Origin of the sequence: Mycobacterium sp. shizuoka-1, assembly GCF_002723835.1 — a bacterium.
In the GTDB taxonomy this organism is placed as follows: Bacteria; Actinomycetota; Actinomycetes; order Mycobacteriales; family Mycobacteriaceae; genus Mycobacterium.
In genome coordinates, this window is record NZ_BEWG01000031.1 from 87,934 (window position 1) to 99,205 (window position 11,272).

The 11,272-nt window shown below is 67.3% G+C and carries 12 protein-coding genes; 6 read left to right on the plus strand and 6 right to left on the minus strand.

Annotated elements, in window-relative coordinates; all coding sequences use genetic code 11:
* Window positions 1-2 precede the first annotated feature (2 nt).
* From iolB to iolC, 3 genes are read right to left on the minus strand one after another with little or no spacing between them, the layout of a single operon-like run.
* Window positions 3-878: a 5-deoxy-glucuronate isomerase gene (gene iolB / locus MSZK_RS10905; protein ID WP_099247631.1), complete on the minus strand. Its 876-nt coding sequence runs from the start codon at window positions 876-878 to the stop codon at window positions 3-5.
* Window positions 879-881: 3 nt separating this feature from the next.
* Window positions 882-1,790, minus strand: a complete 909-nt coding sequence (locus MSZK_RS10910; RefSeq protein ID WP_099247633.1) for an aldolase — start codon at window positions 1,788-1,790, stop codon at window positions 882-884.
* A complete protein-coding gene (iolC, locus tag MSZK_RS10915) occupies window positions 1,783-2,754 on the minus strand; it encodes a 5-dehydro-2-deoxygluconokinase (RefSeq protein WP_099247635.1) in 972 nt (323 codons plus the stop codon). The genes MSZK_RS10910 and iolC overlap by 8 nt, the downstream gene beginning before the upstream one ends.
* Window positions 2,755-2,856: 102 nt before the next feature.
* Between iolC and MSZK_RS10920 the strand changes: the two genes are divergently transcribed.
* The 3 genes from MSZK_RS10920 (at window position 2,857) to MSZK_RS10930 (ending at window position 6,017) form a co-directional block, all read left to right on the plus strand.
* Window positions 2,857-3,639, plus strand: coding sequence for a GntR family transcriptional regulator (locus MSZK_RS10920; protein ID WP_304528949.1), 783 nt, complete (start codon window positions 2,857-2,859; stop codon window positions 3,637-3,639).
* A 213-nt stretch (window positions 3,640-3,852) separates the two neighbouring features.
* Entirely contained in the window at window positions 3,853-5,265 is a 1,413-nt protein-coding gene (locus MSZK_RS10925; protein WP_233211226.1) for a DHA2 family efflux MFS transporter permease subunit, read from the plus strand.
* Window positions 5,262-6,017, plus strand: coding sequence for a dihydrofolate reductase family protein (locus MSZK_RS10930; protein ID WP_099247637.1), 756 nt, complete (start codon window positions 5,262-5,264; stop codon window positions 6,015-6,017). The genes MSZK_RS10925 and MSZK_RS10930 overlap by 4 nt, the downstream gene beginning before the upstream one ends.
* Here the strand turns inward: MSZK_RS10930 and MSZK_RS10935 are convergent.
* Complete coding sequence (locus tag MSZK_RS10935; RefSeq protein ID WP_099247639.1) at window positions 6,011-6,805, minus strand: TIM barrel protein; 795 nt, start codon at window positions 6,803-6,805, stop codon at window positions 6,011-6,013. The genes MSZK_RS10930 and MSZK_RS10935 overlap by 7 nt on opposite strands.
* A 118-nt stretch (window positions 6,806-6,923) precedes the next feature.
* Between MSZK_RS10935 and MSZK_RS10940 the strand changes: the two genes are divergently transcribed.
* Genes MSZK_RS10940 through MSZK_RS10950 form a run of 3 tightly spaced genes read left to right on the plus strand, consistent with a single transcriptional unit; the run spans window position 6,924 to window position 9,820 of the window.
* Window positions 6,924-7,910: a substrate-binding domain-containing protein gene (locus tag MSZK_RS10940; RefSeq protein WP_099247641.1), complete on the plus strand. Its 987-nt coding sequence runs from the start codon at window positions 6,924-6,926 to the stop codon at window positions 7,908-7,910.
* Between the two features lie 31 nt (window positions 7,911-7,941).
* On the plus strand, window positions 7,942-8,997 hold the full coding sequence (locus MSZK_RS10945) for an ABC transporter permease (protein ID WP_099247643.1): 1,056 nt from the start codon (window positions 7,942-7,944) through the stop codon (window positions 8,995-8,997).
* A gap of 19 nt (window positions 8,998-9,016) precedes the next feature.
* Window positions 9,017-9,820 carry an ATP-binding cassette domain-containing protein gene (locus tag MSZK_RS10950; RefSeq protein ID WP_371411319.1) on the plus strand — a complete coding sequence of 268 codons (804 nt, stop codon included), beginning with the start codon at window positions 9,017-9,019 and terminating at the stop codon, window positions 9,818-9,820.
* Window position 9,821: 1 nt separating this feature from the next.
* Here MSZK_RS10950 and MSZK_RS10955 read toward each other — a convergent pair whose 3' ends face one another.
* Window positions 9,822-10,328 (minus strand): nitroreductase family deazaflavin-dependent oxidoreductase, encoded by a 507-nt coding sequence (locus MSZK_RS10955; protein WP_099247741.1) that lies wholly within the window; start codon window positions 10,326-10,328, stop codon window positions 9,822-9,824.
* Window positions 10,329-10,371: 43 nt separating this feature from the next.
* A partial coding sequence (locus MSZK_RS10960; protein ID WP_233211227.1) for a Gfo/Idh/MocA family protein occupies window positions 10,372-11,272 on the minus strand: 901 nt, incomplete at its 5' end.

The window sequence follows — 11,272 nt, forward strand, 5'->3', positions numbered from 1 at the left end:
GGTCAGACTCCTTGGCCGGACGGGCTGCCCATCGGCAGCCGGGGGTCGATCTCCTGGTGCTCCCAGCTGCCGCGCAGCCAGGTGTGATTGGGATCGTCGCAGATCAACCATGCTCGGTTCGGGCCGGAGCCGGCCATCACGTTGAGGTAGTACATGTGGTGACCGGGTGCGGCGATCGACGGGCCGTGGTAGCCGTGTGGGACCAGCACCACGTCACCGGAACGGACCTCTTCGAGCACCTCGATCGGCCGCTGCGGGGTGCCGTACACCCGGTGAAAGCCGAACCCGGGAGTGCCTGCGGGACTGTCGGCGATCTCGAAGTAGTAGATCTCCTCCAGCTGGGTTTCGGACTCGGTGTTCTCCTCGTGCTTGTGCGCCGGGTAGCTCGACCAGTTGCCGCCGGGGGTGATCACTTCGCAGGCGATCAGCGAATCGGCCTCGAATGTGGTTGCGGTACCGAAGTTGTGCACCTGACGGCTGCAGTTACCCGCCCCGCGCAACTCGACGGGCACGTCGGCCGCGGCAACCCGGCGGTTCGGGAACGAGCGGGCCGCTCGGGCGCCGCAGATCGCGAAGCGGCCTTCACCGGACATGATGTAGGTCTGGTCGATACCGAGGTAGACCATGTCGGCCGGCCCGTCGAAGACCGATTCGCGCCGCGACAGCTCGAATGTGTCTTCGCCACAGTCGATCCTGCCGCCCCCCGACAACGGCAGGATCATGACCTCGGTGCCGCCGGTGGTCAACTCTATGGTCTGACTGTCGTCCAGCTCTACCACCTGCAGCGAGGACTCCGCCCAGCCGGCGGACTCGGGAGTGACGTCGACGGTGAACGGCAGCTCGGCGCTGCGCGCGGGAATGAAGTACTTGCTGTTCATCTCTCAGATCTTTCCCGTCGCTGCGCTCGCCCCTGACCTCACCATCGACACGGCGGTGGCCACCGCCGAGCTGACATCGTCATCGGCGGGATAGAGCAGTGTGCGTCCCACGATCAATCCCCGCACCGACGGCAGGGACAGGGCTTTCTCCCAGCTGGCGAACGCTTCGTCGGGATCGGTTGGGTCGCCGCCGAGCAGCAGAGTCGGCAACGTCGTGGAGTCCATCACGCGGTCCATCTCGGCGACCACTGGCAGCTTCATCCAGGTGTAGGCCGAGGTGGATCCCAGCCCCTGGCTGATGTGGATGGACTTGATCACCGCGTCCGGCGTCAGGTCGTTGCGCACCTTGCCGTCCACCCGGCTGGACAGGAACGGCTCGACCATCGCGATCAGGCCGTGCGCGGCCAACGCGTCGACGGCCTGCGCGCACGCGGCCAGGGTGGCCACCGTCCCGGGGTCGCCGAGGTCGATGCGGCACAGCATTTTTCCGCCGTTCATCTTCGCCGCGGCGGTCGACTCCGCGGTGGCGGCGGTCATCCGGTCGTCGAGCTCGAAGCACGCGCCGGCCAGACCGCCGCGGTTCATCGACGAGAACACCACTTTGTCTTCGAGCGCGCCCAGCAACAGCAGGTCGTCGAGGATGTCGGAGGTGGCCAGCACCCCGTCCACCCCGGGATCGGCCAGAGCGGTGCGCAGCCGGTCGAGCAGGTCGGTGCGGCTGTTCATCGCGGTGGGCCGCGACCCCACCGCCAGCGCACCGCGGGCCGGGTGGTCGGCCGCGACGATCATCAGCCGGCCGTTGCCGCGGACGGCGGGCCGGGTGGTGCGATCCTGCCAGGCCCGCGCGATCGCGGCCGGGTCGGCGGCGCGCAGTTCGGTGATGTCGGCGTAGTCCTTGCAGGCGCTAGACATTGACCGCCTCCACGGCGATCTGCTCGGCCAGCGCGGCGACCTCGTCGGCCGTCGGCATCGCCGTAGAACACTCCAGGCGGGTGGCGACGATCGCACCGGCGGCGTTGGCGTAGCGCAACGTCTTCTCCAACGGCCAGCCGCGCAGCAGGCCGTGGCAGAGACTGCCACCGAAGCTGTCGCCCGCGCCGAGGCCGTTGACCACGTCGACGTCGATCGGGGGCACGGTGACCGAGGCGCTACGGGTCTTGCCCAGAACGCCGCGGGGGCCTTGTTTGACGATCGCCAGTTGCACACCAAGGTCGAGCAGGGCGTCGGCTGCCTTGTGCGGGTTGGTTTCTCCGACCGCGATCTCGCACTCCTCCCGGTTTCCGACCGCGATCGTGACGTGGGTCAGCGCGCGCTGCACCTGTTCGGACGCCGCGGCGGGGGATTGCCAGAACATCGGCCGGTAGTCGAGGTCGAGAACGGTCAGCGGTGCGCGTGCGCGCGACTCCCACGCGGCGAAATGCGCACTGCGGCTGGGCTCCTCGGACAATCCGGTGACCGTGGACCAGTACAGCCGCGCCTCGGCGATGGCGGTGAGGTCGAGGTCACCAGCGGTGATCTGCAGGTCGGGTGCGCTCGGCTTGCGGTAGAAGTACAGCGGGAAATCGTCCGGCGGGAAGATTTCGCAGAACGTCACCGGCGTCGGGTATTTCGGGTGCACCGCGACGTAGCGGTTGTCGACTCCCAGTCGGTCCAACTCGGCGCGCACGAATGTGCCGAACGGGTCGGCTCCTGCTCCGGAGATGAGTGCGGTGCGGTTTCCCAGCCGGGCGGCGGCGACCGCGACGTTGGCCGCACTGCCGCCGAGGAACTTGCCGAACGATTCCACCTTGTCCAGGCCGACCCCGACCTGAAGCGGGTAGATGTCGACGCCACTGCGCCCGATGGCAAGGACGTCGAAGGGCGGGGTAGTGGTCACGTCAGCTCTCTTCAGGGCTCGATGGGGACGTGCTACGACTGTGCCCTCCGCCACAGCAGTCTGTCAATACTTTGTCCTGACATTCTATCTTTTAGTCAATCAATGTTAGACTGCAGCTACTGTTGTGATTTCGAGTTCGAGATCGGAGCCGATGTGCCGTTGGCGGTTGAACTGGACAGGTCAAGCCCCGTTCCGCTGTACTACCAGCTGGCCCAGGCCATCGAGGCGGCCATTCGTAGTGGCGAACTTGCGCCCGGTGATCGATTCGAGAATGAGCTGGCATTGGCCAAGCGACTCACCCTGTCGAGGCCCACCACGCGGCGGGCGATCCAGGAGCTCGTCGACAAGGGCCTGCTGGTGCGTAAACGCGGGGTCGGGACCCAGGTCGTCCAGAATCCGGTCCACCGCCGGGTCGAACTCACCAGCTTGTTCGACGACCTCTCGCGCGCCGGACAGGAACCGACCACTCAGCTGCTCGAATACCACGTCGGGCCGCCCGGCGACGACGTCGCCCGAGAGCTGAGCCTGGCCGCAGACCGCCAGGTCGCCTGCATCAAGCGGCTGCGGTGCGCCAACGGCGAGCCGCTGGCGCTGATGATCAACTACCTTCCGGTCGAAATCGCCCCGGAAGCCGAGGAACTCGAACGAAGCGGGCTCTACCAATCGCTGCGTGCGCGCGGTGTGCACATCCGGCTGGCCAGCCAGCGCATCGGGGCCAAGGCCGCCAGCCGCGGTGAGGCGCGGCTGCTCGATGAGAAGCCAGGCGCGCCGCTGCTGACGATGGATCGCACCGCATTCGACGATTCCGGGCGCGCCGTCGAATTCGGGACCCATTGCTATCGCGCGTCCCGCTACTACTTCGACACCACGCTCGTCGACCGCTGAGTCGCAGTTTCGGCGAACTCCTCGAGATCGGTCGGTGCGGCATGCACCCTGCGGAATTGCGAGCGGGCGGCTGCCATGGCAAATCGGATCAAGATCGGCGAACGAAATACGCACGCCACCTTGGCGATTCGAGAATTCTGATTCGATCAACCAACCCGCCTGACGCGTGTGACACTTTCACTTTCCGGCTGCGTCGTGGACGGCGGGGGGACAGTGACACAGAGTCATCCGTTCCGCGCCTTGTGGGTGCTGATGATCGGCCTGTTCCTGATCGTGGTCGACTCCACCGCTGTCGCGGTGGCCAATCCGGTGCTGAAGAACGCATTCGGCGTCAGCTACGGCGACATCCTGTGGGTGTCGACCAGCTACCTGCTGGCGTTCGCGGCACTGCTGTTGGTCGGCGGACGGCTCGGCGACCGGTTCGGGCCTAAGGGCGTCTATCTGCTCGGTCTGGCGCTGTTCAGTGCGTCCTCGTTGGGGTGCGGTACGGCGTCCTCGATCGACATGTTGATCGCGGCCCGGGTCGCGCAGGGGGTGGGAGCCGCCCTGCTGGCACCGCAGATCTTCACCGCGGTCACGCGCATGTTCCCGCCCGAGCGGCGCGGCCGAGCGATGGGAGTCTGGGGCGCCACCACCGGAGTCGGTCTGCTGGCGGGACCCATCCTCGGCGGTGTGGTGCTCGACGGGTTCGGCTGGCAGTGGATCTTTCTGATCAACGTCCCGATCGGTCTGGGCGGGCTCGCCCTCGCCATGTGGTTGGTGCCCGCCTTGCCCGGCCGGCCGCTGCAGCTCGACCTGATCGGTGCACTGCTGTCGGCGGTCGGCATCGGTCTCGTTGTGTTCGGACTGCAGCAGGGCCGAGCGGACTGGTCGCCGACGATCTGGACCGCGATGCTCGCGGGCCTGGTCGCGATCGCGGCCTTCGTCGTCTGGCAGGCAGTTGCGCCGGATGAGCCGCTGATCCCGCTGCGGCTGATCGCGCACCGGAACTTCGTGCTGTCCACCGCCGGGATCGGTCTGGTGAGCTTCGCGTTCGTCGCGTTCGTCGTCCCGCTGATGATCTTCCTGCAGGACGGGCGTGGGCTGTCGCCGATCGGCGCGGCGCTGCTGAGCGCGCCGATGGCGCTGGCGACCGTCGCCCTGGCACCGGCGGTCGGCCGTCTGGTCGACCGGGTGCATCCGGGGCCGGTCGTGGTCTTCGGGTTCGCGTTGCTCGCGGCCGCCCTGCTGTGGCTGGCGATGGGGATGGCGCCCAGCACCCCGGTGTGGCGATTGGTGGTGCCGCTGACGCTGGTCGGTGTAGCCGGCGCATTCACCTGGGAACCGTTGGCGGTCATCGCATCCCGCGCACTCCCGCCGGACGTGGCCGGTGCGGGATCGGCGTTGTGCAACACCGCGCGGCAACTCGGGGGTGCGTTGTCCACGGCCAGTGTGGCCGCGCTGACAGCCGCGCTTCTGGGTGACGAATGGACGAGGGCCGCGCTGGCCGCCGCGATGGCGCAGTCGATGTGGTTGCCGCTGTCGGCCGCGGCGCTGGGGGCGCTGACGGCGCTGTTCTTCGTCAGTCGGGAGCCGGCCACCGCCGCTGCGGCACGGGTGCGTCGCGATATGAGTGTGCCGCTGTGACCGCGGTCGCCGGGGTCGGGCAGTCGACCGTCTTGGAGGCTGAGTCGCTCACCGACGACGCGTTGCGCGATCTGCTGGCCTATCCGCAGGGTCTGTGCCGGCCGGTGTTTCGGGCGAACTTCATCGCAAGCATCGACGGGGCGGTGACGCTGGACGGAGCCGGGCGAAACCTGGGCACCCCGACCGATCGCCGGGTGTTCACCCGGCTGCGTGAGGTCGCCGACGTGATCCTGGTCGGCGCGACAACTGCGAGGTCCGCGCCGTACGTCGATCTGCAGGTGGCGGCGGACGCCCAGGCGTGGCGGTTGTCCCGGGGGTTGGCGCCGGGGCTGCGCGTGGCGGTGGTGTCCAGTCGCGGTGTCGTCGCGCCGACGCTGTTGGCCGATTCGGCCGTGCCGCCGGTGGTGTTCGTCGCCACCGGTGCCGACCCCGCGGCGCGGCGGGCACTCAAGCAGTCCGGGGCCCAGGTGTTCGAGATCGCCGGGACTCGCGTCGGTTCGGCCGCGATCCGGCAGGGGCTGGCCGAACTGGGGCTCAACCGGGTGCTCGTCGAAGGCGGCCCGACGTTCTTCTCGCAGTTGGTGTCGGACAACGAGATCGACGAACTGTGCCTGACCACGAGCCCCAAACTGGTGGCCGGGCCGGCGCGCCGCATCGCGGCGGCCGATCACCACGTTGAGATCGCCATGCAGCGCAGGGGCATCCTGGTGGGCGCCGACGGCACCGTGATCGTTCGGTGGGCGCGCTACTGAGTGGCGGTACCCGGTGCGGAGAACGCTGCGCGGAACGCGTGCAGCGCGGCGGCACTGTCGCCGGAAGCCCACGCCTCCAGTCCGATCGGGCCGGTATAGCCGATGTCGCGCAGCGCCGCCGCGATCGCGGGGTAGTGGATCTCGCCGGTGCCCGGCTCGCAGCGGCCGGGCACATCGGCCACTTGGATCTCACCGATGGCGGGACCGCATCGACGGACGAGTTCGACGAGGTTCCCCTCGCCGATCTGGGCGTGGTACAGATCCAGCATCATCCTGACGTTGGGATGGCCCACGCCCTCGACGAGTGCCAGGGTGTCCTTGGCGCGGGCCAGGGGCACCCCGGGGTGGTCGACGATCGTGTTGAGGTTCTCCACGCAGAACATCACGCCGGCGGCCGCGCCGAGGTCGCCGATCCGCTCCAGCGCGCGCTGCGCCGTCAACCACATCGTCCCGGTGACGCGCTGGCGTGGCCTGGCCGCCTGTCCGCCGACCAGCTCGGCGGTGTGCAGGTTGAGTCGCGGAACCCCCAGTGTCTCAGCGGCTTTGATGCTCAGCTCGGCGGTTCGCACGACCTCGTCGGCGCTCGCCGGATCGATCAGATCGCCGTGCAGGTAGCCCGTCATCGAGGAGAATCGTGCCTCGGTGGCGGACAGTGCCGCCAGGTCCTTGTCGTGCCAGCTCCAGATCTCCACCGCGAAGCCCAGTTCGTCGATGCGCCGCACCCGCTCCACAAGCGGCAGGTCGGCGAACACCATCTCGGCGCAGACTGCGAGCTCGAAGTCGCTCATCGCAGCACCCTAACATTTGACCTGCAGTCCAAATGTCCTAACAAAGTCTTGACTTTCCGCTGTGAGCCGTATTACATCGAGGAATCGGCGTGACGTGCGCGATGGACAAGGAGTCGTCATGAGGTTCAACCGGCTAGCGGCCGTGGCAGGAGCGAGCGCGCTGGTCATCGGGCTCGCGGCCTGTTCTGCCACCGGGGGTAAGCCCCGCGACAACGGCGGCGGCTCGGGCGGCGGCACCGTCGACACGCCCCGGATGACGATCGCGATGATCACCCACGAGGCGCCCGGCGACTCGTTCTGGGACCTGGTGCGCAAGGGGGCCGAGACCGCTGCCAAGAAGGACAACATTGAGCTCCGCTACTCCAGCGATCCTGAGGCGCCCGCGCAGGCCAATCTGGTCCAGAGCGCGATCGACAGCGGCGTCAAGGGTATTGCCGTGACGCTGGCCAAGCCGGATGCGATGAAGGCCGCCGTGCAGAGCGCTGCGGCCAAGGGCATTCCGGTGGTCGCCTTCAACGCCGGCCTGGACGCCTGGCAGGCGATGGGGGTCAAAGAGTATTTCGGCCAGGATGGTTACATCGCGGGCCAGGAGGCGGGCAAACGGTTGCAGTCCGATGGTGCCAAGAAGGTCGTGTGCGTCATCCAGGAACAGGGCCACGTCGATCTCGAAGCGCGGTGCGCCGGTGTGAAGAACACCTTCCCGGCGACTGAAGTCCTCAACGTCAACGGCAAGGACATGCCGTCGGTGGAGTCGACGATAACCGCCAAGCTGCAACAGGATCCGAGCATCGACACGGTTCTGACGCTGGGAGCGCCCTTCGCGCTGACCGCCGTTCAGTCGATCAAGAACGCGGGCAGTAGTGCCAAGGTCGCGACCTTCGACACCAACGCCGCACTCGTCGACGCGATCAAGAACGGAAGCGTGCAATGGGCCGTGGACCAGCAGCCGTTCCTACAGGGCTACCTCGCCGTCGATTCCCTGTGGCTCTACCTCAGCAACGGCAACGTGATCGGCGGCAACCAGCCGACGCTGACGGGTCCGTCGTTCATCGACAAGTCGAACATCGATGCCGTCGCGCAGTACGCCCAGAACGGAACACGCTGATGAGCTCTTGCGCGAAGAAGAGAGAAATGTGATGAGTACTCAATCCGACGTGACGCTGTCACACGACGTTGTCCGAGACGAACGGGTCAAGGAACGAAACCGGCTGCAACGTCTGCTGATTCGGCCCGAAATGGGTGCGGGCATCGGGGCCATCGGCATCTTCGTGTTCTTCCTGGTCGTCGCGGAACCGTTTCGGCAGGCGTCGTCGCTGGCCACCGTCCTGTATGCCAGCTCCACCATCGGGATCATGGCGTGCGGCGTCGCGGTACTGATGATCGGCGGTGAGTTCGACCTGTCCACCGGGGTCGCGGTGACCTTCAGCTCGCTGGCGGCGTCGATGTTGTCCTACAACCTGCATCTCAACCTGTGGGCCGGCGCCGGGCTGGCGCTGATCCTGGCGCTGGGCGTCGGATTCCTGAACGGCTTCCTGGTGATGAAAACCAAGATCCCGTCGTTCCTCATCACCCTGAGTACCTTCTTCATGCTCGCCGGTATCAACCTCGCGGTGACCAAGCTCCTGGCCGGGCAGGTCGCCACTCAGAGTGTCAGCGACATGCAGGGCTGGGACTCGGCGCAGAAGGTGTTCGCGTCGTCGTTCACGCTCTTCGGGGTCAGCATCCGCATCACCGTGGTGTGGTGGCTGGTGTTCACGGCGGTGGCCACCTGGGTGCTGTTCAAGACCCGGATCGGAAACTGGATTTTCGCGGTCGGCGGGGATGCGGACAGCGCCCGCGCCGTCGGCGTGCCGGTGACCAAGGTGAAAATCGGAATGTTCATGTTCGTCGGCTTCTGTGCCTGGTTCGTCGGCATGCATCTGCTGTTCGCGTTCAACACCGTTCAGTCCGGCCAGGGCATCGGCAACGAGTTCTTCTACATCATCGCCGCCGTCATCGGCGGGTGCCTGCTCACCGGCGGCTACGGCACTGCCGTCGGCGCGGCCATCGGTGCATTCATCTTCGGGATGACCAACCAGGGCATCGTCTACGCGGGGTGGAACCCGGACTGGTTCAAGTTCTTCCTCGGCGCCATGCTGCTGTTCGCGGTGATCGCCAACAACGCCTTCCGTAACTACGCCGCCAAGAGGTGAGAGAGAAGTGACCGCGACCATGGACCGCCCCACCGAAGAAGCGCCGTCCGGCGGCAAGGTGCCGCTCGTCGAGCTCAAGAACGTCGGCAAGAGCTACGGCAACATCACCGCCCTGAAAGACATCTCGCTGCGGGTGCACGCCGGCGAGGTGACCGGCATCCTCGGTGACAACGGGGCGGGCAAGTCGACGCTGATCAAGATCATCGCCGGGTTGCATCAGCAGACCGAGGGTGAACTGATGGTCGACGGCGAACCGACCCGGTTCACCTCACCTGCCGACGCCCTGAACAAGGGCATCGCCACCGTCTATCAGAACCTCGCCGTCGTGCCGCTGATGCCGGTATGGCGAAACTTCTTCCTGGGCCAGGAGATTCGCAAGAAGAGCTTCCCATGGTCGCTCGACGCCAACGCGATGCGGGCCACCACGCTGTCCGAACTGTCCAAGATGGGTATCGATCTACCCGACGTCGACGTGCCGATCGGCTCGCTGTCCGGCGGTCAGCGCCAGTGTGTGGCGATCGCGCGGGCGGTGTTCTTCGGCGCGCGGGTGCTGATCCTTGACGAGCCGACCGCCGCGCTCGGCGTCAAGCAGTCCGGCGTGGTACTCAAATACATCACCGCGGCCAAGGAGGCCGGCTTCGGCGTCGTGTTCATCACCCACAACCCGCATCACGCGCACATGGTCGGCGACCACTTCGTCCTGCTGAACCGCGGCCGCCAGAAGCTGGACTGCACCTACGACGACATCACCCTGGAACACCTCACCCAGCAGATGGCCGGCGGCGACGAGCTCGAAGCCCTGTCCCACGAGCTCGGCCGCTGAGCTACCGCGGCGTCAGCGCGAACAGCCTCAGCTCACGGTCGGTGCGGGTGCGATACGACTGGTACATCGGATAGGCCAGGAAGCGCGCCAGCCCGCGGTCCCGCTCGGATCCGGTCAGCAAGGTGGCGGTCACCGGGACCTCGACGCCGTTGATCGCGACGACGGCGTGCGGGTCGGCGATCAGGTTCGCGCTCCACGCCGGGTGATGCTGCTGGCCGAAGTTGCTGCCGAGGACCAGCAGGCTCTCGCCGTCGCGCAGGTAGCTCAGCGCCGACAGCCGCTGCCGGCCCGACTTGCGGCCCGTGGTGGTCAACAGCAACTCGGGCAGCGAAGTCGGCCCGAACAGGGTGTATTTGCCGCCGGTGGCGCGCAGCACCCGGCGATCCAGCGGCACCAGCAGCCGGATGAAGCGAGAGCCCAGCGGCGACGACGCCACTGCCAGGAACGGCTTGAACAGCGGTGAGATGTCTTCGTTGCCCCAATGCCCGTCGGGGAAGGTCTGTGGCATGGCTGTCATCGTGCCGCACGACGGCCCGAGGCAGAACCCCCGGTCAGCGCTCCGACATCCCGGCTGCGCGGTAGGCGGCATCCACGTACTGCATGTTCTGCACGGCGTCGTCGAGACCGATCGGCAGCGGGGCGCCGTGCTGCACATGCGCCGCGAACGCCTCGAGCTGGAACGTGTACGACGGCCGAGTGCCCAGGTGCTCCACCCGGGTGCCGGCCGCGGTCCGCACGGTGATCCGGTCGTCGAGGTGCGGTCTGATGAAGTCGTGCGCCATGGCCTCACCCTTGGTGCCGACCACGGTGAAGGTGAACGAATAAGTCGGCGCCGTCATCGTGTTGGCGGACAGGCCGGTGGTGCCCGACGGGAAGCGCACCTCGACGTCACACCACTCGTCCACGCCGGGCGTGCGCTGCGAGGCGTGCGCGGCGCTGATCGCCGGCCGACCCAGCCCGAGGGCGCCGATCCGGCGCATGATGTGCAGGCCATAACAGCCCAGGTCCATCAGCGCCCCGCCGGCCAGATCCAGCGACCAGCGCGGGTCCTCGGCGGCAGGCGGCGGCATCGCCATCCGCACCTCGACATGACGGACCTCGCCCAGCTCACCGCCAGCGGACAGCTCGAACATCCGCCGGGCCACCGGATGGAACAGGTAGTGGAAGCCTTCCAGCACGCTGACGCCGGCGGCAGCGGCCGCCTCCGCGACCGCGTGTGCCTCACCGTGATTGCGCGCGAACGGTTTCTCGGTCAGCAGCGGCTTGCCCGCCGTGATCGCCGCCAGGTTCCACGGCGCGTGCAGGGCGTTGGCGAGCGGGTTGTACACCACGTCGACCTCGTCGTCGCCGATCACGTCGGCGTAGCCGGCGGCGACCCGCTCGACTCCGTACGCGCCGGCGAAGTCCTTGGCGCGCTCGGGATCTCGTGCGGCCACCACAACGAGTCGATGG

Excerpts from the sequence above, each read along its gene's own strand:
- MSZK_RS10920 (WP_304528949.1), top strand. The coding sequence starts at position 2,857 with ATGTTAGACTGCAGCTACTGTTGTGATTTCGAGTTCGAGATCGGAGCC.
- MSZK_RS10940 (WP_099247641.1), top strand. The coding sequence starts at position 6,924 with ATGAGGTTCAACCGGCTAGCGGCCGTGGCAGGAGCGAGCGCGCTGGTC.
- iolB (WP_099247631.1), bottom strand. The coding sequence starts at position 878 with ATGAACAGCAAGTACTTCATTCCCGCGCGCAGCGCCGAGCTGCCGTTC.
- MSZK_RS10945 (WP_099247643.1), top strand. The coding sequence starts at position 7,942 with ATGAGTACTCAATCCGACGTGACGCTGTCACACGACGTTGTCCGAGAC.
- MSZK_RS10955 (WP_099247741.1), bottom strand. The coding sequence starts at position 10,328 with ATGCCACAGACCTTCCCCGACGGGCATTGGGGCAACGAAGACATCTCA.
- MSZK_RS10935 (WP_099247639.1), bottom strand. The coding sequence starts at position 6,805 with ATGAGCGACTTCGAGCTCGCAGTCTGCGCCGAGATGGTGTTCGCCGAC.
- MSZK_RS10910 (WP_099247633.1), bottom strand. The coding sequence starts at position 1,790 with ATGTCTAGCGCCTGCAAGGACTACGCCGACATCACCGAACTGCGCGCC.
- MSZK_RS10950 (WP_371411319.1), top strand. The coding sequence starts at position 9,017 with ATGGACCGCCCCACCGAAGAAGCGCCGTCCGGCGGCAAGGTGCCGCTC.